This is a genomic window from Streptomyces sp. NPDC052064 (assembly GCF_055585925.1).
Map to the genome: position 1 here is coordinate 38,646 of NZ_JBVJJE010000007.1, position 25,858 is coordinate 64,503.

At 72.6% G+C, this 25,858-nt stretch carries 24 protein-coding genes and 1 pseudogene; 11 read left to right on the forward strand and 14 right to left on the reverse strand.

Annotation, left to right across the window (positions count from 1 at the left end; all coding sequences use genetic code 11):
* Genes ACZ6TU_RS19825 through ACZ6TU_RS19835 form a run of 3 tightly spaced genes read left to right on the forward strand, consistent with a single transcriptional unit; the run spans position 1 to position 2,248 of the window.
* Complete coding sequence (locus ACZ6TU_RS19825) at positions 1-759, forward strand: LamB/YcsF family protein (RefSeq protein ID WP_467675244.1); 759 nt, start codon at positions 1-3, stop codon at positions 757-759.
* Positions 756-1,382, forward strand: a complete 627-nt coding sequence (locus ACZ6TU_RS19830) for a 5-oxoprolinase subunit B family protein (protein WP_467675246.1) — start codon at positions 756-758, stop codon at positions 1,380-1,382. Before ACZ6TU_RS19825 ends, ACZ6TU_RS19830 begins: the two co-directional genes overlap by 4 nt.
* A complete protein-coding gene (locus tag ACZ6TU_RS19835; RefSeq protein WP_467675248.1) occupies positions 1,379-2,248 on the forward strand; it encodes a 5-oxoprolinase subunit C family protein in 870 nt (289 codons plus the stop codon). Before ACZ6TU_RS19830 ends, ACZ6TU_RS19835 begins: the two co-directional genes overlap by 4 nt.
* Positions 2,249-2,282: 34 nt before the next feature.
* On the opposite strand, the gene ACZ6TU_RS19840 is transcribed toward ACZ6TU_RS19835, so the two are convergent.
* The 5 genes from ACZ6TU_RS19840 to ACZ6TU_RS19860 form a co-directional block, all read right to left on the reverse strand.
* The gene (locus tag ACZ6TU_RS19840; protein ID WP_467675250.1) at positions 2,283-3,212 is read right to left on the reverse strand and encodes an SGNH/GDSL hydrolase family protein; all 930 of its coding nucleotides are present in this window, start codon (positions 3,210-3,212) and stop codon (positions 2,283-2,285) included.
* On the reverse strand, positions 3,209-4,396 hold the full coding sequence (locus ACZ6TU_RS19845) for a glycosyltransferase (RefSeq protein WP_467675252.1): 1,188 nt from the start codon (positions 4,394-4,396) through the stop codon (positions 3,209-3,211). The genes ACZ6TU_RS19840 and ACZ6TU_RS19845 overlap by 4 nt, the downstream gene beginning before the upstream one ends.
* The gene (locus ACZ6TU_RS19850) at positions 4,393-5,520 is read right to left on the reverse strand and encodes a glycosyltransferase family 4 protein (RefSeq protein WP_467675254.1); all 1,128 of its coding nucleotides are present in this window, start codon (positions 5,518-5,520) and stop codon (positions 4,393-4,395) included. The genes ACZ6TU_RS19845 and ACZ6TU_RS19850 overlap by 4 nt, the downstream gene beginning before the upstream one ends.
* A gap of 211 nt (positions 5,521-5,731) precedes the next feature.
* Positions 5,732-7,150 (reverse strand): HEAT repeat domain-containing protein, encoded by a 1,419-nt coding sequence (locus ACZ6TU_RS19855; RefSeq protein ID WP_467675256.1) that lies wholly within the window; start codon positions 7,148-7,150, stop codon positions 5,732-5,734.
* A gap of 300 nt (positions 7,151-7,450) precedes the next feature.
* Entirely contained in the window at positions 7,451-7,843 is a 393-nt protein-coding gene (locus ACZ6TU_RS19860) for an ankyrin repeat domain-containing protein (protein WP_467675258.1), read from the reverse strand.
* A gap of 299 nt (positions 7,844-8,142) precedes the next feature.
* Here ACZ6TU_RS19860 and ACZ6TU_RS19865 point away from each other — a divergent pair, with 299 nt between their 5' ends.
* Positions 8,143-8,337 (forward strand): hypothetical protein, encoded by a 195-nt coding sequence (locus tag ACZ6TU_RS19865; protein WP_030843336.1) that lies wholly within the window; start codon positions 8,143-8,145, stop codon positions 8,335-8,337.
* A gap of 51 nt (positions 8,338-8,388) precedes the next feature.
* Positions 8,389-10,089 (forward strand): hypothetical protein, encoded by a 1,701-nt coding sequence (locus ACZ6TU_RS19870; RefSeq protein WP_467675260.1) that lies wholly within the window; start codon positions 8,389-8,391, stop codon positions 10,087-10,089.
* A gap of 37 nt (positions 10,090-10,126) precedes the next feature.
* On the opposite strand, the gene ACZ6TU_RS19875 is transcribed toward ACZ6TU_RS19870, so the two are convergent.
* Positions 10,127-11,626 (reverse strand): SCO1417 family PLP biosynthesis transcription factor, encoded by a 1,500-nt coding sequence (locus ACZ6TU_RS19875; RefSeq protein WP_467675262.1) that lies wholly within the window; start codon positions 11,624-11,626, stop codon positions 10,127-10,129.
* A 100-nt stretch (positions 11,627-11,726) separates the two neighbouring features.
* Between ACZ6TU_RS19875 and yczE the strand changes: the two genes are divergently transcribed.
* The 4 genes from yczE to ACZ6TU_RS19895 all read left to right on the forward strand — a co-directional run bounded on the left by yczE (position 11,727) and on the right by ACZ6TU_RS19895 (position 15,181).
* Entirely contained in the window at positions 11,727-12,380 is a 654-nt protein-coding gene (gene yczE / locus ACZ6TU_RS19880) for a membrane protein YczE (RefSeq protein WP_467675891.1), read from the forward strand.
* A complete protein-coding gene (locus ACZ6TU_RS19885) occupies positions 12,377-13,144 on the forward strand; it encodes a glycerophosphodiester phosphodiesterase (RefSeq protein WP_469549953.1) in 768 nt (255 codons plus the stop codon). Before yczE ends, ACZ6TU_RS19885 begins: the two co-directional genes overlap by 4 nt.
* A 49-nt stretch (positions 13,145-13,193) precedes the next feature.
* The gene (locus ACZ6TU_RS19890; protein ID WP_469549955.1) at positions 13,194-14,540 is read left to right on the forward strand and encodes an MFS transporter; all 1,347 of its coding nucleotides are present in this window, start codon (positions 13,194-13,196) and stop codon (positions 14,538-14,540) included.
* Between the two features lie 266 nt (positions 14,541-14,806).
* The gene (locus ACZ6TU_RS19895) at positions 14,807-15,181 is read left to right on the forward strand and encodes an RNA polymerase-binding protein RbpA (protein WP_010046329.1); all 375 of its coding nucleotides are present in this window, start codon (positions 14,807-14,809) and stop codon (positions 15,179-15,181) included.
* A gap of 90 nt (positions 15,182-15,271) precedes the next feature.
* On the opposite strand, the gene fxsA is transcribed toward ACZ6TU_RS19895, so the two are convergent.
* From fxsA to ACZ6TU_RS19915, 4 genes are all read right to left on the reverse strand, one after another.
* Positions 15,272-15,847 carry an FxsA family membrane protein gene (fxsA, locus tag ACZ6TU_RS19900; RefSeq protein ID WP_467675268.1) on the reverse strand — a complete coding sequence of 192 codons (576 nt, stop codon included), beginning with the start codon at positions 15,845-15,847 and terminating at the stop codon, positions 15,272-15,274.
* A 104-nt stretch (positions 15,848-15,951) separates the two neighbouring features.
* Positions 15,952-16,755 carry a polyprenol monophosphomannose synthase gene (locus ACZ6TU_RS19905; protein ID WP_467675270.1) on the reverse strand — a complete coding sequence of 268 codons (804 nt, stop codon included), beginning with the start codon at positions 16,753-16,755 and terminating at the stop codon, positions 15,952-15,954.
* Positions 16,756-17,291: 536 nt separating this feature from the next.
* Positions 17,292-18,893 (reverse strand): amidohydrolase, encoded by a 1,602-nt coding sequence (locus ACZ6TU_RS19910; protein WP_469549960.1) that lies wholly within the window; start codon positions 18,891-18,893, stop codon positions 17,292-17,294.
* Positions 18,894-19,014: 121 nt separating this feature from the next.
* Positions 19,015-19,455 carry an Lrp/AsnC family transcriptional regulator gene (locus ACZ6TU_RS19915; RefSeq protein ID WP_010046337.1) on the reverse strand — a complete coding sequence of 147 codons (441 nt, stop codon included), beginning with the start codon at positions 19,453-19,455 and terminating at the stop codon, positions 19,015-19,017.
* Between the two features lie 267 nt (positions 19,456-19,722).
* Between ACZ6TU_RS19915 and ACZ6TU_RS19920 the strand changes: the two genes are divergently transcribed.
* Positions 19,723-20,157: a hypothetical protein gene (locus ACZ6TU_RS19920; protein ID WP_467675274.1), complete on the forward strand. Its 435-nt coding sequence runs from the start codon at positions 19,723-19,725 to the stop codon at positions 20,155-20,157.
* Between the two features lie 409 nt (positions 20,158-20,566).
* On the opposite strand, the gene ACZ6TU_RS19925 is transcribed toward ACZ6TU_RS19920, so the two are convergent.
* The gene (locus tag ACZ6TU_RS19925; protein ID WP_467675276.1) at positions 20,567-21,739 is read right to left on the reverse strand and encodes an acyl-CoA dehydrogenase family protein; all 1,173 of its coding nucleotides are present in this window, start codon (positions 21,737-21,739) and stop codon (positions 20,567-20,569) included.
* A 331-nt stretch (positions 21,740-22,070) separates the two neighbouring features.
* Here ACZ6TU_RS19925 and ACZ6TU_RS19930 point away from each other — a divergent pair.
* Positions 22,071-23,337 (forward strand): annotated as a pseudogene (locus ACZ6TU_RS19930) (glycoside hydrolase family 18 protein).
* 50 nt (positions 23,338-23,387) lie between these two features.
* Here ACZ6TU_RS19930 and ACZ6TU_RS19935 read toward each other — a convergent pair.
* The 3 genes from ACZ6TU_RS19935 to ACZ6TU_RS19945 all read right to left on the reverse strand — a co-directional run bounded on the left by ACZ6TU_RS19935 (position 23,388) and on the right by ACZ6TU_RS19945 (position 25,754).
* Positions 23,388-24,044 carry a TetR/AcrR family transcriptional regulator gene (locus ACZ6TU_RS19935; protein WP_467675280.1) on the reverse strand — a complete coding sequence of 219 codons (657 nt, stop codon included), beginning with the start codon at positions 24,042-24,044 and terminating at the stop codon, positions 23,388-23,390.
* Between the two features lie 98 nt (positions 24,045-24,142).
* Complete coding sequence (locus ACZ6TU_RS19940; protein WP_467675282.1) at positions 24,143-24,283, reverse strand: SCO1431 family membrane protein; 141 nt, start codon at positions 24,281-24,283, stop codon at positions 24,143-24,145.
* 91 nt (positions 24,284-24,374) lie between these two features.
* Positions 24,375-25,754: a peptidase C39 family protein gene (locus ACZ6TU_RS19945; protein WP_469549965.1), complete on the reverse strand. Its 1,380-nt coding sequence runs from the start codon at positions 25,752-25,754 to the stop codon at positions 24,375-24,377.
* Positions 25,755-25,858 lie beyond the last annotated feature (104 nt).

Below are 25,858 nucleotides of genomic sequence, written 5' to 3' on the forward strand. Positions count from 1 at the left end.
ATGACCTCCATCGATCTGAACGCCGACCTCGGCGAGGGCTTCGGCCGCTGGCGGCTCACCGACGACGAACGGCTGCTGTCGGTCGTCACCAGCGCCAACGTGGCGTGCGGCTTCCACGCCGGGGACGCGGCCACCATGCGCCGGGTGTGTGAGCTGGCGGCCGAGCGCGGCGTCCGGATCGGCGCCCAGGTGTCCTACCGGGACCTGGCCGGTTTCGGACGGCGCGCGATGGACGTGCCGTCCGCCGAGCTGGCGGCCGAGGTGGCCTATCAGATCGGCGCCCTGGAGGTCTTCGCCCGCGCGGCGGGTGCCCGCGTGGCCTACGTGAAACCGCACGGCGCGCTCTACAACCGGGTCGTGCACGACGAGGAGCAGGCCGCCGCGGTCGTCGACGGCGTGCTCCTCGCGGACGCCACTCTTCCGGTGCTGGGCCTGCCCGGCTCGCGCCTGCTGGAGCTGGCCGGGAAGGCCGGACTGCCGGTCGTCACGGAGGCGTTCGCGGACCGGGCGTACACCGACGCGGGCACGCTCGTGCCGCGCACCCTGGAGGGCGCCGTGGTCACCGACCCCGACACCGTCGTGGAGCGGTCGCTGAGCCTCGCCCGCTCCGGCGAGGTCGTCTCCCACTCGGGCACACGGATCGAGGTACGCGCGCGTTCCCTGTGCCTGCACGGCGACACGCCCGGCGCGGTGGAGCTGGCACGCCGCGTGCGGGAGCGGCTGGAGGCGTCGGACGTCCGTGTGGAGGCCTTCGCATGAGGGTCCTGCCGGTCGGCGAGGACGCCCTGCTCGTCGAGGTCTCCTCGGGCGACGAGGCCCAGGCCCTGCACGCCGAGCTGCTGCGGCGCCGCGCGGAGGGCTCGCTGTCGGCCCGCGAGATCGTGCCCGCGGCCCGCACGGTCCTCCTCGACGGCCTGGACTCCCCCGCCCGGCTGGCCGCCGAACTGACCGCAGCCGAGCTGCCGCCCGCTCCCCCACGCGCGCGTGCGGTGGTCGAGATCCCGGTGCGCTACGACGGCCCGGACCTGGCCGACGTCGCCGCGCTCTGGGGCGTGCCGGAGCGGGAGGTCGCCCGCATCCACGCCCAGACGGAGTTCCGCGTCGCCTTCTGCGGCTTCGCCCCCGGCTTCGGCTACCTCACCGGCCTGCCACCGCACTACGACGTCCCGCGCCGGGCCACTCCGCGCACGGCCGTCCCGGCCGGCTCGGTGGCGCTGGCGGGCCCGTACACGGGCGTGTACCCGCGCTCGTCGCCGGGCGGCTGGCAGCTGATCGGCACGACGGACGTCGTCCTGTGGGACCACACGCGCGTGCCGGCCGCTCTGCTGTCGCCGGGCACGCGTGTGCGGTTCGTCCCCGTCGACCCGGTGGGGCACTCGTGACCGACCGCGCGCTCGCCGTCGTCCGGGCCGGGGCCCTGACCACCGTGCAGGACCTGGGACGCCCCGGGCACGCCCACCTCGGAGTGCCCCGCTCCGGGGCTCTGGACCGGCCCGCGGCGGACCTCGTCAACCGGCTGACGGGCAACCCGCCCGAGGCGGCCGTGCTGGAGACGACCGTCAACGGCTGTGCCGTACGCCCCCGTTCCACCGTCACCGTGGCCGTGGCGGGCGCGCCCTGCCACGTCACGGTGGACGGACGGCCCGTCGGCTGGGGCGCGCCGGTGCGCGTGACCGCCGGGGCACTGCTGGACGTCGGACCTGCCGTGTCGGGCCTGCGCAGCTACGTGGGCGTCTCCGGGGGCATCGCCGTCGAGCCGGTGCTCGGCAGCCGCTCGACGGACCTGCTGTCGGGGCTCGGCCCGCCCCCTCTCACGGACGGCACGGTGCTGCCCCTGGGCCGGCCGGCGGGCGCGTACGCGCGCGTGGACGTCGCCCCGCAGCCGGCGCCACCGGCCGAGCTGGTCCTGCGGGTGACACTCGGCCCGCGCGACGGCTGGTTCACACCGGAGGCCGTACGCACCTTCGTCTCACGTCCCTACCGGGTGTCCCCCGCGAGCAACCGCATCGGGCTGCGCACGGAGGGACCCGCCCTGGAGCGGGCCCGGCCCGGGGAACTCCCCAGCGAGGGCATGGTGCTGGGCGCGGTCCAGGTCCCGCCCGACGGCAGGCCGGTGGTGTTCCTCGCCGACCACCCGACCACCGGGGGCTACCCGGTGATCGCGGTGGTCCACGCCGCCGACCTTCCGGCAGCCGCCCAGGCGGTTCCGGGCACGCCGGTCCGCTTCGTGGCCGTACGGCGCCGCTGAAACCGGCCTGACCGCGTCGGTGACTGCCGACCCGTCAGGCCGCGTCCGGCTGCTCCGCCGCCGACAGGGCGGCGAGCGCGGCGGACACGGCCGCGGAGGCCCGTAGATCGAGCCGGGCGCTCGTCCCCCGGGCCCGGTGCCGGAGCTCGTCGGCGGCGAGTGTCAGGAGCTGGGGCAGCAGGTCGGTGCACCGGCGGGCGACCCAGCCGGTCCCCGCCGTGGCCAGCCACCGCAGGCTCGCCGACCTGGTCGGGACGGGGAACTCGGGCTCGGGCGAGGGCGCGGGCCCCGTCGCGAGGCCGTGCTCCGCGAGCAGCGCGTGGAAGCGCAGAGCCAGCTGCCGGTGTCCGCGCTCTCCCGGATGCAGCCGGTCCGCGCTCCACATGGCGCGGTCCGTGATCCAGTCGCCCTCGCACGCGTGCAGGTGGAGAGCTCCGTACCGGTCGGACAGCGCGTGGACGACCGTGTTCACGGCCCGCTGCCGTCGCGCCAGCGGGTGGGCCAGTGCTCCCGGCAGCCCGAGCATCGTGCCCGGGTCGGGCAGGCAGGCGGTGAGCAGGACCGCGCCCTGCCCGGTGAGGGCCGCGTACACCTGGTCGAGCCGGGCCGCCACGGTCTGGATGTCGAAGGTGCAGCGCAGGGTGTCGTTGACGCCGACGACGACGGACACGAGGTCGGGCCGCAGCTCCAGCGCGGCAGGCAACTGCCGTTCCAGCACGTCACGCGTCTGCGCCCCGCTCACCGCGAGGTTGGTGAACCGGGCCGGTGCCTCGGAGAGCCCGGCGGGTCCCTCGGAGAGCCCGGCGGGTCCCTCGGAGAGCCCGGCGGCGAGCAGCGCGGCCCAGCCGCGCCACGCCCCGTCGCCGACGGGATCACCCACCCCCTCGGTCAGCGAGTCACCGAGGGCCACGAACCGCGGGGGTTCCTCGAACCGCGTAGGCCCCTCCGACCACGGACGTCTCATGCCACGCCCCCGGGCACGAACGGACGCACGGGGACGGCAGCGTCATGCGCGGCGAGGAACGCGTCGACCGCCGCGTCCCACCCGAAGCACTCCGCACGCGCGCGTGCCGCCTCGCGCCGGTCTGCCTCCGGGCGTTCCAGCAGCAGGTCGACGGCGTCCGCGAAGGCCTCCCCGTGGTCCGACGCGACGGCCCCCGCGGAGCCGATCACCTCCGGCAGCGCGGACGACGCGCTCGCCACCACGGGCGTGCCGCACGCCATGGCCTCCAGCGCGGCGAGCCCGAACGTCTCGGCGGGCCCAGGCGCCAGGGCCACGTCGGCGGACGCCTGGAGCGCGCCGAGCAGCCCGCGGTCGGAGACGTGCCCGAGGAAGGTGACCGGCAGGGCGCTCTGGCGCGCCCGCTGTTCGAGCCGGGCCCGCGACGGACCGTCCCCGGCCACCACCAGCACCGCCCGTCGCCCGCGCCGCCGCAGCCCCTCCAAGGCGTCCAGCGCCGTGCCGGGCCGCTTCTCCACGGACAGCCGCGAGCACAACACCAGCAGCGTCTCGTCCACGCGCGCGTGCCGCGCCCGCAGCTCCGGGTCGCGCAGCGCGGGGTGCCGCTGCACCAGGTCGACGCCCAGCGGGGCGCGGACGACGTTGCGTGCCCCGATCCGCACGAACTCGCGCTCGGCGAACTCGGTGGTGCACACCACGCGCGCGTAGGTGTGCGCCGTACGGACGTTGAGGGCGTCGGCGGCACGCCGAGCGGCTCCCTCGGGCAGGCCCCAGGTGCGCAGCACGCCGTCGGCGGTCTCGTGGGAGACCATCACGGCCGGGACCCGGGCGCGCCGCGCCCATTTGCCGGTCCACCTGAGGGTCGTACGGTCCGACACCTCCAGCCGGTCCGGCGCGAGTTCCTCCAGGAGCCGGGCCACCCGCCGCTTGTCGGCGAGCACGCGGTAGCCGCCGGTGCCCGGCAGCAGCGGCCCGGGGAGGGTGATCACGCGCCCCTGCTCGGTCTCCTGGTCGCTCATCCGCTCGCCGGGGACCACGAGGACGGGCTCGTGCCCCGCCTCTTTGAAGCCCTTGCCCAGTTCGCGCAGCGCGGTGCGCAGACCGCCGGACGCGGGCGCGACGAAGTTGGCGAGCCGCACGATCCGAAGCGACTGGCGGCTGCTGTTGCCCGAACCCGAATCGCTCATGCCGCCACCGCCGTCCTGCGCGCGGCGAGCACGTTCGCGTAGTGCCCGATCAGCTGGTCCCCGACGGCCGCCCAGGTGCGGCCCTCGACGGCGGCGCGCCCCGCGGCGCCGAAGGCGGCCCGCAGGCCGGCGTCGGCGGCCAGGGACCGCACCGCCTCCCGTACGGCGGTCGCGTCTCGCGGCGGCACCAGCAGGCCGGTGCGCCCGTGGGCGACCAGGTCCAGCGGTCCGCCCGCTGCGGGCGCCACGACGGGCAGGCCGCTGGACATGGCCTCCTGCACCGTCTGGCAGAAGGTCTCGAAGGGACCCGTGTGCACGAACGCGTCCAGCGAGGCGAAGACCCGGGCCAGATCGTCACCCGTACGGCGGCCGAGGAAGACCGCGCCGGGCAGCACCTGCTCCAGGCTGGGCCGGCTCGGGCCGTCGCCGACGACCACGACCCGGACGCCCTCCAGGCCGCAGGCACCGGCGAGGAGTTCGACCTGCTTCTCGGGGGCGAGCCGGCCGACGTAGCCGACGATCAGCTCGCCGTTCGGGGCGAGTTCGCGACGCAGGGCATCGTCGCGGCGGTCGGGCCGGAAACGTTCGGTGTCGACGCCGCGCGGCCACAGCTCGACGCGGGGCACACCGTGTGTCTCCAGGTCGCGCAGGGCCGCGCTGGACGGGGCGAGGGTGAGGTCGGCGGCGCCGTGCACGGAGCGGATCCGCCGCCAGGCGGCGGCCTCTCCCGCACCCATGTACGTACGGGCGTATCCGGCCAGGTCGGTCTGGTAGACGGCGACGGCGGGGGTGCCGAGGCGGGCGGCGGCCGCCATGCCGCGCACGCCGAGGACGAAGGGGCTGGCGAGGTGGACGACATCGGCACGCTGCTCGATGAGGGTGGCGGCCAGGCGGCGGCTGGGGAGGGCGACGCGGACCTGGGGGTAGCCGGGGAGCGGGAGGGAGGGGACGTGGACGACGGGGCACGGCGCGTTGGCGTCGGGCTTGTTCCCGGGCGCAGGGGCCGGGGCGACGACGACGGGGGCGTGACCGCGATCGACGAGGTGCCGGGCGGTCTGGAGCGCGCAGTGGGCCACGCCGTTCACATCGGGGGGAAAGGATTCGGTCACGATGACGACACGCATACCGGTGTTGTCGCCGTGCCGGACGTGGCCGCGTCAACGTGGATCTTTCCAGTCGAGGAACGTCCTATGAGCGTTCTGAGGCGCACCCGCGCAGGTCAGGCCGCGTCCATGCGCCCCTGACCCGCGAGTCACCCCTCGTTCACCCGGGCGGCCTGATTCCGCCCTGGCGGCCTTGCACAAAGGGACGTTCACACGCTCACACAGAGCGGGGTCACACAGCGGTCTCCTCGGGGCCGATCCGGCCGCGTACGGCCGTCTGGACCTCGGCCTCCTCGGCGGGGTCGGCGGCGAGGCGGCGCAGTCGCTCGACGACACGGGCGTCTCCGGTCTCGGCGTGCCGCGCGGCGATCTCGCGGGTGGTCTCCTCACAGTCCCACAGGCACTCGACGGCGAAGCCGGTGGCGAAGGAGGGGTCGGTGGCGGCGAGGGCACGGGCGGCCCGGCCGCGCAGATGAGAGGAGGCGGTCTCGCGGTAGATGTGGCGGAGCACGGGTGCGGCGCAGGCGATGCCGAGCCGTCCGGTGCCGTCGACCAGGGTCCACAGGGTCGGCGCGTCGGGGCCTTCACCCCGTACGGCTTCGCGTAGGGCCGCGAGGACCAGGTCGCGGTCCTGCGCCCCGCCCAGGCAGGCGAGAACGCGTCCGGCGGCGGCGCCGAGCGCGTCCGGCCGCCGGGCCCAGCCGCGCGCCCGGTCCACGGCGGCGAGCGAGCGCATGCGTTCGAAGGCGTCGACAGCGGCGTCCGCGACGACCGTCGAGCCGGTGGCCACGGCACCCTCGATCAGGCCGAGGGCGTCGGGATCGTTGCCGTCGGCGAGGTAGCGCAGGGCGGTGCACCGGGCGCCGTCGCCGCCGTCCTTCGCCGCCTGGACGATCTCGGCCCGGTCCTCGGGCCCCGCCACGGCGGTGAGACATCGGGCGGCCGGGACATGGAGTGCGGCGCCTCGTTCGAGGCCTTGCTGGGCCCATTCGAAGACGGCCTGCACACTCCACCCGGGGCGGGGCCCGGTCGGCCGCATCTGTCGCTGCCAGCGGTCGAAACAGCCCGTCTCGTGGGCGGCACGCACGCGTGTGGCGATGGATTCGCGCGGGTCCGTGGCCCACAGCCGCCACGGCCGGGGTTCGAAGGCGTCACGGACGGTCGCGGCCAGCTCGGCGTCGCCCTCCGGATCGGCCGGGAACCGCGCGAGGACGGGTGCGGCGAGGGCGCGCAGGCCCGCGTCGTCGTCCCTGAGGGCCAGTTCGTCGAGGGCCCAGGCCCAGTTGGAGCCGTGGGCGGCGTACCTGCGCAGCAGTTCGAGCGCGTCCCGCCTGCCGTAGGAGGCGAGGTGCCCGAGGACCGCGAGGGCGAGCCCGGTGCGCGACTCGTCGGCGTCGAGGACGTCCTCGGCGTCGAAGAGGTGGGCCTCGATCGCGTCCAGCTCGCCGTTCAGGTCGAGGTAGAGGCGGGCGTAGTAGAGGGAGCGGTTCTCCACCTGCCAGTCGTGCCGGGGATCGCGCAGCACGCAGTGGTCCAACGCCGCGAGCGCCTCGGGGCGCGGGGCGGTGAGCGCGTGCAGCGTGCCGTCGCCGCGGCCCCGCTGGAGCAGGCCGAGCAGCGTACCGCTGGGCGCTATGACCGGTTCGAACATGGGAAACAGCCTCACATCAAGCGTCGACGCAACCGGGGACGTGTACTACCTGGCCGCGCGACAACACGTCGGAGTGCCCGCCGTTTCCTGCTTGCTGTAGACCATCTTCCTCTGCCTCTCGTCGGTGGCCCTTGCGGACCGCGTCACGGCCCGCGCGGTGCGGCAACACCTGCCCATCCATCACGTCCGTGAACCACGTCGTCATGATGACCCGGCACTTCCGTCTGCCGCGACCGAAATTTCGGCGGCCCCGTCCCGCCTCCCCCGTTTTCGTCGTCGTTCCAGGTCAGACTGGTCGGCTCAGCGCTCGCCGAACAGTTCGAGCAATTCCGTCCGACCGAACATCCGGGCGGTGTCGACCGCCGAGGGGGTGCCGGCGGACGGGTCGGCGCCGCCCTCCAGGAGGGCCTTGATGACGTCCGCCTCGCCCTTGAAGGCCGCTCCCGCGAGTGGGGTCTGGCCCCGGTCGTTCACCCGGTCGGCCTCGGCTCCGCGGGCGAGCAGCGCGCGCACCGCCTCGGAGTGGCCGTGGTAGGCGGCGAGCATCACGAGCGAGTCACCGCGGTCGTTGGTGAGGTTGGCCGGAACGCCCGCGTCGACGTACGCCACGAGCGCCTCGGTCCGGCCCCGCCGGGCCAGATCGAAGATCTTGGTCGCCAGCTCCACGACCTCGGGGTCGGGGGCTTCGGTCATCGGCCGGACCGCCTCTCACGTCACACATCACGTCGGGTGCGTACGTCTGCGAGCGGTGCAGCCGTACGAGTGAATCGCCAGGGTACTGGCTCGCGCGGCACATGTCCCGATGTGCCCGAGGTAAAGATCATCACAGACCTCGCCGAGCGCGACAGCCCAGCGCGACCGGGCCGGGGACCACTCCGCCAGCCGGGGTAAATGGTCCGAATTTCACCCAGTTGCACCTTTTATCGTATGGATACATCCTGTGAGCCTGGAAGTACTCATGGTGACTGTCCCCGCGAACCAGGAGAACTCAAATGATCCTCTCGATCTCAGGCGTGGTCCTGCTCGGCATCGTCGTCTTCATCTTCTTCCGCAAGGACGGCCTGAAGGCGTCGCATGCGGTGGTCGCGATGCTGTTCGGCTTCTATCTGGCGAGCACGGCCATCGCCCCGAGCATCAAGGCGGGCGGCGAGAGCCTGGCGAGCCTCCTCGGCGGAATCAAGTTCTGACACTCCCCCCCCCGTACGCATCCCGCCCGTACGCACTCTCTGGAGGCAGCAGTGACCCGGCGCCCCCTCCCCCGCATTCTGAGCAACGGCAGCGCGCAGCTCGCCCGGAGCCGGGAGCTGGCCCGGACGGCGGCCGACAGCGCCGCCGACGTCCTCCACCCGCTGATCACGATCACGCGTGGTCTGCGTCGGCTGACAGCGGCCGGGCGGCGCAGATGGACCGAGACCCCCAAGGAGAAACGGGGGGCGCTGCTGTTCCTGGTGGCCTCCGTGATGCTGGTCGTGGCGTTGCTGCCGTACGGACCGCTGCTCGCCGCAGTCACCCTGATGGCGGCTGCGGCCTGGAAGGGCCGGGACCGCACCGCGTCGGCACCCGACGGGCCCGACGAGTCGCAGACCGAGCGCCTCCAGGCGCTCTACGAGGCTCTCGTGCCGTACTTCTCCTCCACCGAGGACCCCGAGCCGCTGTACGCCCACGGCGGTGCGTGGGACAAGGCCTTCCCCACCTACGCGTTCGACGGCGGTGGCCGGATCTCGCACCTGGTGGTCCGCTACCCGGCGTACTTCACCGACGGCGAGGCCGAGGCCCGCGCCCGGATCGAGCACCTGCTCGCGGCCAAGTCGGGCCGCGGCCGCGAATACCACTTCACGTGGGACGAGGAGGGCAACCAGTTGACGGTCAGCGTGCTCCTGCCGCTACCCGTCGACGTCGCCGCCCAGCGTTTCGTCACCACCCCCGGCGAGACGGTCCTCGGCTTCACCGACCCCACGCAGGTCCGGCGCACGCTCCCGCTCACCTTCGGCGAGCAGCAACGGGACGTGCCCCCGGTCGTCTGGCGCACGGGCCTGCGCTCGACCGAACCCCATCTGCTCGCCCTCGGCCAGCCGGGCAGCGGCACCTCGACCCTGCTGCGGTCCATCGCCCTCCAGGCGCTCCAGCACGGCGACGTGGTGATCGTCGACGGCGGCGGCACCGGCGAGTACGCCTGCCTGACCGGCCGGGACGGCGTCATGGCCGTCGAGTGCGGGGTCACCGGGGCGCTGGCAAGCCTGGAGTGGGTCGCGCACGAGACCGAGCGCCGCCTCGTCGCCGCCAACCGCGCCCATCAGGCGGGCCACCCGCCGCCCGACGACACCAAGCGTCCCCTGTGGATCCTCCTGGACCGCCCCACGGCGTTCACCCACCTGGCCGCCGCGGACGACCGCAAGGACCCGCAGTCCCTGCTCCAGGTCCCCCTGCGGCACGGCCGCCCGGCGAACGTGACGGTGGTGGTGGCCGACCAGCTCGACAGCGTCGACGCCCTCACCGACGCCGTACGGCAGCACACCCGCGCGCGCGTGGTCCTCGGTCCGGCGACGGCCGACCAGGTCGAGTCCGTCCTCGGCGCACCCCCGCACACCACCCCCGTCGACGAGGTCCCGCCAGGCCGCGGCTACGCCCGCCTGGGCACGGGCCCGGTCCACCGCCTCCAGGTCCCGGCCACACCCAACCCCTACGACGAGGCCACCTCCGACGCCCACCGCCAGGCGGTACTGGGCCTCCTCCCGCCCCGCACGACACCGGCGGACGGGGAGACGGTGCCCGATCCGGATCCGACGCAGGGGACACCGGAGCCGGTCGAACCGGAGACGGTGCCGGACCCGGAGCCGGTGCAGGAGCCCGAGCCGGTACCCGTACTGACGGAGGAACCAACGGAGCCGACGGAACAAAAGACGGTACCCGTACTGACGAAACCCACAAAGGCGTCCTAGCCGCGGTCAGTCGGGCCGATCACCGCAGCTGCGGGCGCTACGCCACGAACGTACGCGGCGACTCGCCGGCCCCCACGCCCCCGTCCTCCACGATCCGCGCCGCCGCGGCCAGCCGCACAGCCGCCTCCTCAGCCACCGCACCCCCCACGGTGAACGGCAACCGCACATACCCCTCGAACGCCCCGTCCACCCCGAACCGCGGTCCGGACGGCACCCGCACGCCCACCCGCTCCCCCGCCTCCGCGAGCCGCGACCCGGACAGACCCCCCGTTCGCACCCACAGCGTCATCCCGCCCCGAGGCACCTCGAACTCCCACCCGGGCAGCTCCCGCCGCACCGCAGCCACGATCTCGTCCCGGTTCTGCCGCGCCTGCTCACGCCGCACCTCCACGGCCTGCTCCCAACCATCCGTGCCGAACAGCCAGTTGACAGCCAGCTGTTCCAGCACCGGCGTACCGAGATCCGCGTACGCCCGCGCCGCGACCAGGCTTCGGATCACGTCCGGCGCGGCCCGCACCCAGCCGATGCGCATCCCGGCCCAGAAGGCCTTGCTCGCCGACCCCACGGTGATCACCGTCGACCCGGCCGGGTCGAAGGCACACACGGGCCGCGGCATCCGCACGTCCGGGTCGAGCCACAGCTCGGTCATCGTCTCGTCGGCGATCAGCACGGTCCCCGCGGACCTGGCCGCGTCGACGAGCCGCCGCCGCTGGTCCTCGTCGGCGAGCGCACCGGTCGGGTTGTGGAAGTCGGCGACGACGTACGCGATCCGGGGCGCGGCGTCCCGCAGGACCTGCCGCCAGCGGTCCATGTCCCACCCGGCGAGCCCGTCGGCCATCGCGACGGGCACGAGCCGGGCCCCCGCCTCCCGCATCAGCTGAAGGATGTTGGCGTACGAGGGCGACTCGACGGCGATGCGCTCACCCCGCCCGGCGAACAGATGGCAGATCGCGTCGATCGCGCCCATCGCCCCGGTCGTCACCATGATCTGCTCGGGCATGGTCGGGATCCCACGAGCGGTGTAGCGCTCGGCGATCATCGACCGCAGCGCGGGCAGCCCGGCGGGATAGTCGCCGTGCGTGTGCGCGTACGGCGGCAGCTCCTCCAGCGCGCCCTGCACGGCCCGGGTGAGCCACGGCTCAGGGGCCGGAAGCGCCGCACAGCCCAGGTCGATCATGGAGCCGAGGGCCTCGGGCGGCAGGGGTTCCAGGCCGCGCGCGGGCAGCGGGTTCCCGGCCGGTACGGCGGTCCAGCTGCCCGCCCCGCGCCGGGACTCCAGGAAGCCCTCGCTGCGCAGCGCCTCGTACGCGGCGGCGACCGTCGTACGGCTGACGGACAGGGAGAGGGCGAGTTCCCGCTCGGCGGGCAGCCGGGCGGCCACCGGGACCCGCCCTTCGAGCACCAGCAGACGGATGCCGTCGGCGAGCGCGCGGTAGGCGGGCGGCCGGCGCGTGCCGGGCCCCGCCGGGCGGTCCTGCTGGGAGTTGAGCAGCCGTGCGAGCTGCGCCGCACCCACGGCCGAGGTCCACTGCGCCATGAGAATCAGTCCACCTTCCCAGGATTGGCCATGGATGACCTCTCCATCCAAGCCACAGGGTGTCATGAAGCAGTCCACTACATCCACAGGGGGGCACATGATGGCCACGCAGGGGCGTCTGGTCCGGCGGCTGACGCAGCTCTACGCCGGTCTCGCGCTGTACGGGGCGAGTTCGGCGCTGCTCGTCAGGTCGGGGCTCGGACTCGAGCCGTGGAACGTGCTGCACCAGGGCCTCGCCGAGCGGACCGGTCTGTCGATCGGCGTCGTGCTGACCCTCGTGGGCGCCGCGGTGCTGCTCGCGTGGATCCCGCTGCGTCAAAGGCCGGGTCTGGGCACGATCTCCAACGTGCTGGTCATCGGCATGGCGATGGACGCGACGCTCGCCCTGGTGCCCGACGTTCACGGCTGGACGCTCCGCGTGGGCCTGATGGTGGCGGGCATCGTCCTGAACGGCGCGGCGACCGGCCTGTACATCGCGGCGCGCTTCGGCCCGGGCCCGCGCGACGGCCTGATGACGGGCCTGCACCAGCTCACGGGCGTCTCGATCCGCCTGGTGCGCACGGGCATCGAGTTCGCGGTCGTGGCGACCGGCTTCGCCCTCGGCGGCACCGTCGGCATCGGCACCCTCCTGTACGCGGTGTCGATCGGCCCGCTCGCCCAGCTGTTCCTGCGCGTGTTCGCCGTCCCCTCGGCATCCGGCGGCAGCACGGTCGTTGCCACGGGTCAACCCCGAGGAGCGATACTGCGTCCGTGACCCCGCGGATTCGCCACCCCTACCTCGACCATCCCGGCCCGATCGCCTTCGCCCACCGGGGTGGGGCCGCGGACGGCCTGGAGAACACCGTGCGGCAGTTCCGGTGCGCCGTCGAGGCGGGCTACCGATACATCGAGACCGACGTCCACGCCTCCCGGGACGGCAAACTCGTCGCCTTCCACGACGCGACACTGGACCGGGTGACGGACGGCGCGGGCCGGATCGCCGACCTGCCGTGGCAGGAGGTACGCCACGCGCGCGTGGCGGGCGAGGAACCGGTGCCACTGTTCGAGGAGCTCCTGGAGACCTTCCCGGACGTGCGCTGGAACGTCGACGTCAAGGCGGAGGCCGCCCTGCTGCCCTTCCTCGACCTGGTCGGCCGGACGAACGCCTGGGACCGGATCTGCCTCGGCTCGTTCTCCGAGGCCCGTGTGGTGCGCGCCCAGCGGCTGGCCGGCCCGCGCCTGGCCACCTCGTACGGCACCCGGGGCGTGTTCAATCTGCGGCTGCGCTCCTGGGGGCTGCCGGCCGCGGTGCGCCGCTCGGCGGTCGCCGCCCAGGTCCCCGAGATCCAGTCCGGCATCCAGGTCGTGGACCACCGCTTCCTCCGCGCCGCCCACACGCGCGGGCTCCAGGTACACGTGTGGACCGTCAACGACCCCGCAAGCATGCACCGGCTCCTGGATCTCGGCGTGGATGGCATCATGACCGATCACATCGACACATTGCGCAAGGTCATGGAGGACCGCGGCGTCTGGGTATGAGACCCCCGGCCGGTCGCCCCTGCGCGTTCACGGGGAGGCGAGGGCACGGGTGGGCACCGACACCGCGCGTCCGGAGGCGGCCGACGGGGCCGCGGGACTGAGGCGCGAGCAGCGCGGCTGGTACTTCTACGACTGGGCCTGCTCCGTCTACTCGACGAGCGTGCTCACCGTGTTCCTGGGCCCCTACCTGACGTCGGTCGCCGAGTCGGCGGCCGGTGCCGACGGGTACGTCCACCCTCTCGGGATCCCGGTGCGCGCCGGGTCCTTCTTCGCGTACTCGGTGTCCCTGTCCGTGATCGTGGCCGTGCTGGTGATGCCCCTGGTGGGCGCCGCCGCCGACCGCACCGGCCGCAAGAAGCCCCTGCTCGCCACCGCCGCTTACCTGGGAGCCACGGCCACGACGGCCATGTTCTTCCTGGACGGCGACCGCTACCTGCTCGGCGGGGTGCTGCTGATCGTCGCGAACGCCGCGTCCTCCGTGGCGATGATGCTCTACAACTCCTACCTGCCGCAGATCGCCCCGCCCGAGCAGCGGGACGCGGTCTCCTCCCGCGGCTGGGCCTTCGGCTACGCGGCGGGCTCGCTGGTCCTCGTCGTCAACCTGGTCCTCTACACCGGGCACGACAGCTTCGGCGTCTCCGAGAGCACGGCGGTCCGCATCTGCCTGGCGTCGGCCGGCCTGTGGTGGGGCGCGTTCTCCCTCATCCCGCTGACCCGGCTGCGCGATCGCGGGTCCGTCACACGGGAGGCGGCCCTTCCCGGGTTCCGGCAGCTCGCGGCGACCGTCCGCGACATGCGCCGGCACCCGCTGACCCTCGCCTTCCTGCTCGCTTACCTCGTCTACAACGACGGCATCCAGACGGTGATCTCCCAGGCCTCGGTCTACGGATCAGAGGAACTCGGCCTCGGGCAGTCCACCCTGATCGGCGCCGTCCTGCTGGTGCAGGTGCTGGCGGTGGCGGGCGCGCTGACGATGGGCCGGCTGGCCCGGACCTACGGGGCCAAGCGCACGATCCTCGGCTCGCTGGTGGCGTGGACGGTGACGCTGGCGGCCGGGTTCTTCCTGCCGGCCGGGGCACCGGCGTGGTTCTTCGCCCTGGCCGCCGGCATCGGCCTGGTCCTCGGCGGCAGTCAGGCACTGTCCCGGTCCCTGTTCTCCCATCTCGTCCCGCCCGGCAAGGAGGCCGAATACTTCTCCGCGTACGAGATGAGCGACCGCGGAATGAGCTGGCTGGGGCCGCTGCTGTTCGGGCTCACCTATCAGCTGACCGGGAGCTACCGGGACGCGATCATCTCGCTGGTGGGGTTCTTCGTCATCGGGTTCGCCCTGCTCGCGCGGGTTCCGGTGCGGCGTGCGATCGAAGAAGCGGGGAACCCGGTTCCGGACAGGATTTAGCACTCGACGCGAAAGGGCTGTAGTGTACGCGTTTGGCCTGCCAGGCGTACCGTTACTGCGCGTCAAAGATGCCGAAACGCTGGGTTACATCTGCTAGCAGATGTGACAAACCGGGCGCTGGTGGGTACAACAAGGGCGGCTACGACGGCGACGCATGACCCGGAACGGGACTCGGAACGGGAATCTTTACCGCCGACCGGACGTTGACCGGATGACGACGACAGCGACACCTGTCCTGTGGGCGACAAGCCCGGGAGGCACGATTCATGAGTGAGCGAGCTCTTCGCGGCACGCGCCTCGTGGTGACCAGCTACGAGACGGACCGCGGCATCGACCTGGCACCGCGCCAGGCCGTGGAGTACGCATGCGAGAAGGGGCACCGGTTTGAGATGCCCTTCTCGGTCGAGGCGGAGATCCCGCCGGAGTGGGAGTGCAAGGTCTGCGGGGCCCAGGCACTCCTCGTGGACGGCGACGGCCCGGAAGAGAAGAAGGCCAAGCCCGCGCGTACGCATTGGGACATGCTGATGGAGCGGCGCACCCGTGAGGAACTCGAAGAGGTCCTCGAGGAGCGCCTGGCGGTTCTGCGCTCCGGGGCGATGAACATCGCGATTCATCCCCGAGACAGCCGCAAGTCGGCGTAAGTCCCTCCGGGGCCTGGCCGAAAGTTACAGCGCGTCAAGGACCGCGGGCGCCGTACGTGAAGTACGGCGCCCGCGGTTTTTGTCGTGCGCTCAGTGCGTCAGCGGCGGACGCGGTTCCTGCGAGGCGCCGCCCGGCTCGTCCCTGATGACCTCGCCCTGGACGACCTTGCCGTCGGGACGGTGCATACGGGCCTGCTGGAAGGCCCCGCCCAGAGTGCCCGAGTCCGCCTCGCGGAGCTTGCGCTCGAAGGTGCGCTCGGCGGAGCGGCTCACGGCCTTCTGGACCGGGGGCAGCAGCAGGAGCAGGCCCACCGCGTCCGAGACCAGGCCGGGGATCATCAGCAGCAGTCCGCCCAGCATCATCAGGCCGTTGCCCTCGCTGTTCGGCCGGGCCGCCGCGGGCATCACGCCGCTCTGCTGCTGTTGCAGCGCCTCGGAGAGCTTGCGGAAGGCCCGCCGGCCGGCCCGCTTGATGACGACCGAGCCGACGATGAAGCCCGCCACCAGGACCAGGAAGACCACCAGCCCGCTCGACGCCCCCGCGACCATGGTGAGCAGCCAGATCTCCAGCACGAGCCACGCGGCGATCCCCAACGGCAGAAACGTGCGCAGCCGGGAGCGCGGGGGCCGGGCGGGGTACGTGGGGGTCTGAGCGCCAGTCGTCATGCTTCCAGTGTGCCTGGCCCCGGCTCAGCACGGGATAAGGCCACCATCAGGTGTTCCTGTGAGCGTCGGCGAGGAGAGGGCGGGGTGCCGGCCAGGAGCGACGGCTACGGCTTCGACGGCTTGCCGCCGCGACCCGTGACCTTGCCGACGCGCTCCCCCACGCCCCACGCCGTGACCCGCCAGAGCGCCTCGACGAGGATGTCGCGGCTCATCTTGGAGTCACCGAGTTCGCGCTCGACGAAGGTGATGGGCACCTCCACGACGTGGTAGCCGGCCTTGACGGCGCGGCGGGCGAGGTCCACCTGGAAGCAGTAGCCCTGGGAGGCGACCTCGTCGAGGCCGAGGCCCTCCAGGGTCTCTCGACGGAAGGCGCGGTAGCCGCCGGTGATGTCGCGCAGCGGCAGGTCGAGCGCCAGCCGGGAGTAGAGGCTGCCGCCCCGGGAGATCACCTCGCGGGACTTCGGCCAGTTCACCACGCGGCCGCCGGGCACCCAGCGCGAGCCGAGCACCAGGTCGGCGCTCTTCAGGGCGGTGAGCAGACGGGGCAATTCCTCGGGCTGGTGAGAGCCGTCGGCGTCCATCTCGACCAGCACGCCGTAGTCGTGCTCCAGGCCCCAGCGGAAGCCCGCGAGGTAGGCGGCGCCCAAGCCCTCCTTGCCCTTGCGGTGCAGCACGTGGACGTGGTCGTCGTCGACGGTCAGCTCGTCGGCCAGCTTGCCCGTGCCGTCCGGGCTGTTGTCGTCGGCCACGAGTACGTGCGCCTCGGGGACGGCCTCGCGCACCCGGCCGACGATGCTCTTGATGTTCTCCGCCTCGTTGTAGGTCGGGATGATCACCAAGGCCGTGCCGAGCGGGCCGAACTTCCTCCCCTGGGCTCCTGCCGCGAGGGTTCCGTCGCCGTCGTTCACTGATGCCCCTTCATGTCCGTACGCAGGGATCCACCATAGTGGGCCCGGCCTGCGATGACGTGACAGGACGTTCGAATGGTGGTGTCGAATCCGCAAGACACGGGTAAGAATGCGCCCTTCGGGCGGCGAGCGTACGGCGGATGGGGGCCCGGCGCCCTTCGGGCCGACCTGGGATCCGCCGGCTGCGGATCGACCGAAAGCCGTTGTCTACTGAGCTCCCGGGCCCCACCCGGGTCACACCTCCCCGACCGGCCGGAACGCTGCCTCGGCGCCGCGCCGGCCTGAGCCTGGCTCCCAGTGGCGGTGCCCCGGTGCGGCACACCGTCCCTGACCCGGCGGCGCTGCGGCGAGTGCGCGGACGTTCCCCGGTCGGGCGTCCGGTGGTGGACTCGGCCGAACCTACCGGCCCCCTGCGGCCGCCTGTCAACAGCCGTTTGACCTGCACATATCGCGGCAAAGTCCTGGTCAGCGCGGAGGATGCCCAGGTCGCGCGACGGGGGCGCGGCGCACGATCTCGTGCGCGCCACCCCCGTAGATCACTCGCCCGGCCCTACGAAGACCGTGCGCCCGCCCACCACGGTGCGCAGACAGACGGGCAGGTCGTGGCCAGGGGTCAGATCGGGCAGGCCGGGGGTGCCGGAGCGGGGGTCCGTCGACCAGCGGGCGACCCGGTCGTCCGGAGCCTGGACCACGAGGTCGCCGGTGCGCCACACCGCGTAGTCGGCGGGCGCACCCGGCGCCAGGACGCCCGCGTCGTCCCGTCCGACGGCCCGCCAGCCGCCGCGCGTGTGCGCCGTGAACGCGGCACGCACGGAGACGCGGTGCTCCGGCGTGCGGTGGAAGGCGGCGGCTCGCACCGTGCCCCAGGGGTCGAGGGGGGTGACCGGGCTGTCGGAGCCGAAGGCGAGCGGCACACCGGCGCGCAGCAGCGCCGCGTAGGGGTTCAGCGCACGCGCCCGCTCGGCACCCAGCCGCTGCGCGTACATGCCGTCCTCGCCACCCCACAGGGCGTCGAAGGCGGGCTGGACGGACGCGGTGAGACCGAGCTCGGCGAAGGCCGCGACGGTCCCGGAGGTGAGCATCTCGGCGTGCTCGACCCGGTGGCGGGCGGCCCGGACACGGGCGAGACCGACCTTTTCGGCGGCGACCCGCACACCTTCGACCACGGAGTCCACCGCCGCGTCGCCGATGGCGTGGAAGCCGGCCTGGATGCCCGCATCGGTACAGGCCACGACGTGGGCGGCGACGGCGGCGGTGTCCAGATAGGCCCGGCCGGTGTGGTCGACGTCGGCGTACGGCTGGTGCAGGCAGGCCGTGTGCGAGCCGAGGGAGCCGTCGACGAACAGGTCGCCCGCGGCGCCGGCCGCGCCGAGCTCGCGGGCCTTGGCGACATCCTCCTCGGCCCAGTAGCCGACGACGCGCGGACCGGGCTCCTCGGCGGCGAGGCGCAGCAGGCCGGTGAAGTCGTCCGCGGAGGAGATCTCCGGGCCGCCGCACTCGTGGATCGTGCCGATGCCGAGCGAGACGGCGTGCGCGAGGGCGGCGCGCTGGGCGTCGGTGCGCTGGCGAGGCGTCACGGCCGCGAACGCGGCGGCGCGGACGGCGTGGTGGGCATCGGCGGTGAGCGGTCCGTCCTCGCGGGGGGCGTCGGGGACCAGGTCGAGCAGGGCCGTCGTGACGACCGCCGAGTGGACGTCGATCCGGCTGAGATAGAGGGGCCGGTGGCCGGTGGCCTCGTCGAGTTCGGCGCGCGTCGGGGGACGGCCGCCGGGCCAGCGGGCGGTGTCCCAGCCGTGCCCGAGCAGCACACGGTCGTCCGGCCGGGCGGCGGCGAAGTCCCGTACGAGGGCCAGTGCGGCCTCGAGGGAGGGGGCGGCGGACAGGTCGAGGCCGGTGAGGGCTAGGCCGGTGGCGGTGGCGTGCACATGCGCGTCCGTGAACGCCGGAGTGACGAGCGCCCCGTCCAGGTCGATCACCTCGTCGACCCCGTCCGCGAAGGCATCGGCCGCCCCCTCCGAACCGACCCAGGCGACCTGCCCCCGCTCCACGACCATCGCGGTCGCGAACGGATCGGCAGGACTGTGGACCTCTCCACGACGGAGCAGGACGGTCTTCGGCGGGGCGGTGGACTCACTCATGAAGCACAGTCTCACAGGCATCACTTCAACGCCCCGAAAGGGGGCGCGGGGTTGTGTCGATGTGCGGCTCCGCCGCGTGGGCGCGACCGGCCACGAACAACCGCAGCCGAGGAACCAGCGGTCAGATCCTGGGCGGCCGCGCCTCGTACGGCGTGGACAGCACCACCGTCGTCCGCGTGGAAACCCCCGCCAACGACCGCACCCGCGCCAGCAGTTCCTCCAGCTCGTGCGGCGTCGCGACCCGCACCTTGAGGATGTAGTTCTCGTCGCCCGCGACGCTGTGGCATGCCTCGATCTCGGGAACGTCCGCGAGGCGATCCGCGATGTCGTCGGGCGCACTGGGGTCGAAGGGCTTGACCGAGATGAACGCGGTCATGGGCAGACCGACGGCCTCCGGGTCGACGACCGCGGCATAGCCGCGGATGACGCCACGCTGTTCCAGCCGGCGCACCCGCTGATGCACGGCCGAGGTGGACAGGCCCGTGGCCTTGCCCAGGTCGGTGTAGCTCATCCGCCCGTCCTTGACGAGCAGCTGCACGATCTGTCGGTCCAGCTCCTCCATGGCGCAAGAACCTACAGTGCGGTTGATCTCCTCGGATACCTGAGCGGCCCGGGCCATGGCCGGTTCGTGATCTGGCCGGCGGCGACTGTCAGCCGTCCGGGGGACAAACCCACCGCAGTGGGCACCTGCGCCCGGCATGTGACGAACGCCACAGGGCTCGAACAGTCTCCGTAATGTTCTCGTGATTACCTCCCAGGGGGGACGGGAAGTGCTTGCTGTGGTCGAGGCCGCAGTGCCTGAACGGCCCAGCCCGAGGGGGAGAACACAATGCAGAGTCTTAAGCGCCCAGGCCGCACCGCACCCAAGCGGCAGCAGCTCGTCGTCGAGCCCGAGCCGGAGGGCGTCGAACCCGACGCCTTCGACGACGAACTCGACGCCTACGACACCTTCGAGATGTTCCGGGTCGTCTGCCCGGACTGCGCACAGCCAATCGCCCTGCTGGCGGATGAGGAGGTTCTGCCGGAGCACGCGCTGTGCGCCTCGCCGTGGAACCCCTTCGGACTCACGGTCTGTGCCGGAACCGGCCGCAGGGCCGCGGACGCCCGCCCCGCGGACGAGTCCGTCGAACCTCAGGAGCAGGACACCGCCCTGTTGTTGACGCTCCCTCAGGGACTCGACTGGCGGACTCAGCCCTTCTCGCACGTCGGCGGCCCGGGCTCACGCCCCATCAGGGTCCCGGTCATGCGCCGCCAAGCGGCCTGAGCGCGGGCCTTCTTCGCCCGCTCGCTCCATCCCAGTGACTGCCCCGCACCACGGCTCGCAGTCTGCCGTGGTGCGGGATCAGTGCGTCCGGAGACAGGCCCGCAGCCCAGACGCGAAACCGGGCACCCTTGCGCCCCTGAACGCACGCCCGATTCCGCCCCCGGGTGACCTCTCCGGCCTCTTCCGCGTTGCCCTGGTATGACCCCCATCTCCTCAGCGACAGGGCGTCAACGCCTCTTGTTCGTCCCACCGCCCGCAGAATCGGTTCGGCCGACCGCGCCGCGCTATCAGGACCCGCCGATCTACCACGACCTGATGCGGGCCTGGGCCGAGCGCGGCCGCACTCTTCCGGGCCGGCACGACCCGGAGTGGATGCGGCTCGCGGCGCCCTGGCGGGGCCTCGACCAGTTCAGCGTCCCTCTGGACCCACGAGATGGCGGGCGATGACCATCCGCTGGATCTGGTTGGTGCCCTCGACGATCTGGAGCACCTTCGCCTCGCGCATGTAGCGCTCCGCCGGGAAGTCCGCGGTGTAGCCGTAGCCGCCGAGGATCTGCACGGCGTCGGTGGTGACCCGCATCGCCGTGTCGGTGCAGTGCAGCTTGGCCATGGCCGCCTGCATGGCGAACGGCCGGCCCGCGTCCCGCAGTCGCGCCGCCGCCAGGTAGAGCGCCCGGCCCGCCTCGATCTGCGTCGCCATGTCGGCGAGCATGAAGCGCAGCCCCTGGAAGTCGGCGATCGCCTTGCCGAACTGGCGCCTCTCGGTCGCGTACGCCAGCGCCTCGTCGAGCGCCGCCTGCGCCACGCCGATCGCGCATGCCGCGATGCCGAGCCGCCCCGAGTCGAGCGCGGTCAGGGCGATCGCGAGGCCTTGCCCTTCCTCGCCGATACGCCGGTCGTCGGAGACGCGTACGCCGTCGAAGTGGACCTGGGCGGTGGGCGAGCCCTTCATGCCCATCTTCTTCTCGGGCGGAGCGGCGCTCAGCCCCGGCGCGTCGCCGGGGACCAGGAACGCGGTGATCCCGCGCGGGCCTTCCTCGCCGGTGCGCGCCATGACCGTGTAGAAGTCGGCGATCCCGCCGTGCGTGATCCAGGCCTTGGTGCCGGTGATCACCCAGGCGTCGCCGTCGCGCACCGCCTTGGTGCGCAGGGCGGCCGCGTCCGAGCCGGAGTGCGGCTCGGAGAGGCAGTAGGCACCGAGCATGCCGCCGCCGAGCATCGCGGGCAGGTGCTCGACCTGCTGCTCCTTGGTGCCGTGTACGGCGAGCGCATAGGAGGCCAGGGAGTGCACGCTGACGCCGAGTCCGACGGTGAGGCGGGCCGCGGCGAGCTCTTCCAGGACCTGGAGGTAGACCTCGTAGGGCTGGTCGCCACCGCCGTACTCGGAGTCGTACGGAAGGCCTAGCAGGCCGGAGCGCGAGAGGAGGGTGAACAGCTCGCGCGGGAAGCGGCCGGCGTCCTCCTCCTCGGCCGCCTTCGGGACGATCTCCTGCTGCGCGATGTCGCGGACCAGCGAGATCAGGTCCCGGGCCTCCTCCGTGGGCAGTTGCCGGTCCACCGGCTGCGGGGCGCGGTCGGGCATGGCGACGCTCTCCTCCCTGTCGGGCACTGGCGGACGGGCCCGTGGGTGGGGCGGCGCCGCCGGGTCGTTCTGGTGCCTGGCCGATGCTTGCAGTTCCGGGTCTCGGAAGCTGCTGACCAGCGGCTCTGCGCTGTGAGTATGCCCGATCGGAGGCATCCCGTCACCAGTTAACGACCGCTTACTTCAAGAAATGGCCGAGCGCGTCCGGGGCGGCGAAATTGGTCCGCACCATTGACCCGACTGGTCTAGTCCTCCTACTGTTTCGCTCCACCGATTCACCGCGTTCATGCCAATCGACACGCGTTCCCCTCTCCCCACGAGGAGACACCGGATGCACACCCCCCACCGTCCCCGCTTCCGGGCCATCGTGTCCGCGGCCTGTTGCGCCGCCCTCGGCGCCGGTCTGCCGGCCGGCGCGGACACCTCCGCCACCGCGGCGACCTCGGCTCAGGAGGCCGCCGCGGAGCCGAAGGCCGCTCCCCAGGCCAAGGCCGCCGGCTCCAAGGTCATCGGGTACTTCACCGAATGGGGCACCTACGACCGCAGGTACTACGTCAAGAACATCGAGTCGTCGGGATCGGCGGCCGAGCTCACGCACATCAACTACGCCTTCGGCAAACGTCACCGGCGGCAAGTGCGCGATGGGCGACGCCTACGCCGCCACCGACCGGGCCCACACCGCCGCCGAGTCCGTCGACGGCAAGGCCGACACCTGGGACCAGCCGCTGCGCGGCAACTTCAACCAGCTGCGCAAGCTGAAGCAGAAACACCCGGGCCTCAAGGTCCTGTGGTCCTTCGGCGGCTGGACCTGGTCGGCCGGCTTCGGTGAGGCCGCGAAGAACCCGGCCGCCTTCGCCCAGTCCTGCTACGACCTGGTCGAGAACTCCAAGTGGGCGGACGTCTTCGACGGCGTCGACATCGACTGGGAGTACCCGAACGCCTGCGGCGCCACCTGCGACACCAGCGGCAAGGCGGCCTTCAAGAACCTGATGCAGGCGCTGCGCGCCAAATTCGGCTCGGAGAACCTCGTCACCGCGGCGATCACCGCCGACGCCACCCCGGGCGGCAAGATCGACGCGGCGGACTACGCGGGCGCGGCCCAGTACGTCGACTGGTACAACCCGATGACGTACGACTTCTTCGGCGCCTGGGACGCCGCCGGCCCGACGGCCCCGCACTCCCCGCTGGCCTCGTACTCCGGCATACCGAGGGCGGACAACCACAGCTCTGCGACCATCGCGAAGCTCAAGGGCCTCGTCATCCCGGCCTCGAAGCTGCTGCTCGGCATCGGCTTCTACGGCCGCGGCTGGACCGGCGTCACCCAGTCGGCGCCGGGCGGCACCGCGACCGGCCCGGCGGCGGGCACGTACGAGCAGGGCATCGACGACTACAAGGTGCTCAAGACCAAGTGCCCGGCGACGGGGACGGTGGCCGGCACGGCGTACGCGAAGTGCGGGAACAACTGGTGGAGTTATGACACTCCGGCGACCATCGCGACCAAGATGAACTACAAGAACCAGCAGGGGCTGGGCGGGACCTTCTTCTGGGAGCTGAGCGGCGACACGGCGAACGGTGAGCTGATCAAGGCCATGAAGTAGGCCTGGGCGGGCGGGGGCGGAGGGACCGTGACGGACCCCTCCGCCCCGGCTCATGCGCCTTGGCGGGCGGCCTCCGGAGCCGGGTAGGCGGGGTCCAGGTCCTCGATCGCGCGCAGGGCGCCGCCGAGCCCCTTGACCAGCAGCTCGCACATGGTCTCGCGGGACAGTTCGGGGCGGTCGACCCATTCGAGGGTGGCACCCTCGACGCCACACACCCAGGCGAGCAGGCCCATGCGCGCCAGCGGGGTGATGTCGACGCGGCCGTACGCCCCCTCGGCGATGGCGGCGACGATGGCCGCGCGCACGCCGTCACGGATGGCGTGCACCTCGGTGTCGAAGCCGACGCCCCCGCTGACGATGGTGCGGTACGCGGCCTGGTTGTGCTCGGCGTAGGTCAGATAGCTGTCGATGGTGCGCTGGACGCGGTCGACCGGGGGCAGTTCGTGTCCGCTCGCCGCCAGGGTGACCAGGTCGGTGACCGAGTCCTGGATGATGGCCAGGTAGTAGCCGCGCTTGGACTGGAAGTAGTAGTAGATCAGCCCCTTGGCGACGTGCGCCTGCCGGGCGATGTCGTCCATCGACAGGGCGTCGTAGGACGTGTCGGCGAACAACCTCCGCCCGATTGCGATGAGTTCGGCACGGCGCGCCAGCGAGCGCTCGGTGCCGCGGGCCATGGGACGCGCGGCAGGCTGTTGACTGATATTCAATTTCGACCCTGGTTCCAACGGGCGGCGAGGCGGGACATCCGCAGTATGGCAGGCCGGAGGACTGGGCCGTGGGCCAGGTCACAGCAGCCCGCGCGGGGTCAGAGCAGCCCGAGCTGGGTCACGAGCATCGCGAGGACCACGACGAGGGTCCAGCCCGCGACATGCTCGACGATCTCGGGGCGGTCGTCCTGAGGGCCGCCGGTACGGACACGGGCTGCGGTGGCTGAGTGCGCGGTCATGGACATCTCGCTGGTTCGGTGATGCGGACGGGCTCCCCCTGAGTTCTGTCCACCTTGCCACCGAGAGCGGCTTTTGCGTCCGAGAGCTTGGTCACACGCGCACGCCCACGGCCGTCAGCGCCTTGCGCTGGGGCGCGGTCGGGCGTGCCGGGAAGTACAGGTAGCAGACGCCACCGGTGCCGGAGACGACCCTGCCGGAGGCGTTGTACCGCTTGGTCCGCAGCCAGATGTTCTCGTACTCCCGGCGCCGATAGACACGCCGCACGGCCTCGTTGCTCGCCGAGAAGGGGTCGTTGGCGATCACGTCGCCGTCGGAGGTGAAGCCGATGACGGTCATGAGGTGCCCGGCGGTGCCGTATCCGGCGCCGGTCAGCTCCTCCTTCAGGAAGGACTGGGAGGTGATGACCGGGATGCCCGCCGCGATCAGCGTCTCCAGGTCGGTGAGCGAGCCGAGCCGGGTGACCACGGCCTGGAGGTCCTTGAACGTGGCCGCGTAGGCGGCGTTGAAGGGCCAGTTGCCGCAGCCGGCGTACTGGTAGTCGTAGGTGGAGCGGGCCGCGTGGCACACCTGGGGATCGGCGTACGACGGATCCACCCAGGCCAGCTGCTCCGGGGTGAGCCGGCCGCCCCAGTACTCGATGATCATCTGGGAGGACGTCGGGCTGCACCAGGCCTCGCCGCCGTTGTCGTACTCGGGGTACTGGCCCTTGTGGATCTCCTGCGAGTACCGCGGGACGACCAGTTCCCTGGCGAGGCCGGGCGCGGACGCCGAGACGGTGAACCGGTCGGGTACGTCGGAGCCCATCGCGCCGAGCCGCCACACGGTGGGCGTTGCCTTGGTGCCGGGCTTGCGGTAGAGGGTCAGGCGCAGCCGGTACGAGGCGAGGCGCGGGCCTGTCGACGGGTCGTCGATCGCCAGGGTGTCGGTCCAGACGGTGCTCTTGCCGTCGCTCTGATCGTCGACCGAGGTGCGCCGGATGTCCTGGTCGCCGGCGGCCCAGCGGCCCATCACGTACCAGGGGGTGCTGGTGCCGTCGGTGTAGGCGGCCTTGATCTCCGCCTGGAGCCAGGTGCCGGCCGGGGTGTGCGCGTTCCAGGAGACGATCGCCTCCGTCGCGGGGACGGCGAGCCGGTGGGCCGGGGACGTCCAGGTGCCGTACTCCCAGCGGGCGGTGGTGCCGGTGTGCGGGTCCGTGTAGTCGGTGGTTCCGGCCGGCTTCGCGATCACCACGCCCGGGCGGGCGCCCGCGACGGCACGGGTGCCCTTGGCGGTGCCGCCGCGCCAGTCGCCGTACGAGGTCCAGGCCCGGTTGTCGACGGTGCGGGCCGGGACCGCACGGGCGGGCTCTGTGGTGTCCGTCGCCATGGGCCCCTCGGTGTCGGCGGCCGCCGGACCCGAGCCTGCCGTGACGGCGGCGGCGACCGCGGCGGCCAGGACGGTTCTGCGGGACGGCTGTTCGGCTCTGCGCATGGCGGGGACCCCCGGAAGTCGGAGTCGGGCAGGGGCGGGGCAGGTCCGTGGCGCGATCGGTCGCACACGTATATGCGCCACATAGGAGCACAGCCCGCCGGGTC

Coding starts and splice junctions, on each gene's coding strand:
- ACZ6TU_RS19825 (WP_467675244.1), top strand. CDS start 1: ATGACCTCCATCGATCTGAACGCCGACCTCGGCGAGGGCTTCGGCCGC.
- ACZ6TU_RS19830 (WP_467675246.1), top strand. CDS start 756: ATGAGGGTCCTGCCGGTCGGCGAGGACGCCCTGCTCGTCGAGGTCTCC.
- ACZ6TU_RS19840 (WP_467675250.1), bottom strand. CDS start 3,212: ATGAGACGTCCGTGGTCGGAGGGGCCTACGCGGTTCGAGGAACCCCCG.
- ACZ6TU_RS19845 (WP_467675252.1), bottom strand. CDS start 4,396: ATGAGCGATTCGGGTTCGGGCAACAGCAGCCGCCAGTCGCTTCGGATC.
- ACZ6TU_RS19850 (WP_467675254.1), bottom strand. CDS start 5,520: ATGCGTGTCGTCATCGTGACCGAATCCTTTCCCCCCGATGTGAACGGC.
- ACZ6TU_RS19855 (WP_467675256.1), bottom strand. CDS start 7,150: ATGTTCGAACCGGTCATAGCGCCCAGCGGTACGCTGCTCGGCCTGCTC.
- ACZ6TU_RS19860 (WP_467675258.1), bottom strand. CDS start 7,843: ATGACCGAAGCCCCCGACCCCGAGGTCGTGGAGCTGGCGACCAAGATC.
- ACZ6TU_RS19865 (WP_030843336.1), top strand. CDS start 8,143: ATGATCCTCTCGATCTCAGGCGTGGTCCTGCTCGGCATCGTCGTCTTC.
- ACZ6TU_RS19875 (WP_467675262.1), bottom strand. CDS start 11,626: ATGGCGCAGTGGACCTCGGCCGTGGGTGCGGCGCAGCTCGCACGGCTG.
- yczE (WP_467675891.1), top strand. CDS start 11,727: ATGGCCACGCAGGGGCGTCTGGTCCGGCGGCTGACGCAGCTCTACGCC.
- ACZ6TU_RS19895 (WP_010046329.1), top strand. CDS start 14,807: ATGAGTGAGCGAGCTCTTCGCGGCACGCGCCTCGTGGTGACCAGCTAC.
- fxsA (WP_467675268.1), bottom strand. CDS start 15,847: ATGACGACTGGCGCTCAGACCCCCACGTACCCCGCCCGGCCCCCGCGC.
- ACZ6TU_RS19910 (WP_469549960.1), bottom strand. CDS start 18,893: ATGAGTGAGTCCACCGCCCCGCCGAAGACCGTCCTGCTCCGTCGTGGA.
- ACZ6TU_RS19915 (WP_010046337.1), bottom strand. CDS start 19,455: ATGGAGGAGCTGGACCGACAGATCGTGCAGCTGCTCGTCAAGGACGGG.
- ACZ6TU_RS19920 (WP_467675274.1), top strand. CDS start 19,723: ATGCAGAGTCTTAAGCGCCCAGGCCGCACCGCACCCAAGCGGCAGCAG.
- ACZ6TU_RS19925 (WP_467675276.1), bottom strand. CDS start 21,739: ATGCCCGACCGCGCCCCGCAGCCGGTGGACCGGCAACTGCCCACGGAG.
- ACZ6TU_RS19940 (WP_467675282.1), bottom strand. CDS start 24,283: ATGACCGCGCACTCAGCCACCGCAGCCCGTGTCCGTACCGGCGGCCCT.
- ACZ6TU_RS19945 (WP_469549965.1), bottom strand. CDS start 25,754: ATGCGCAGAGCCGAACAGCCGTCCCGCAGAACCGTCCTGGCCGCCGCG.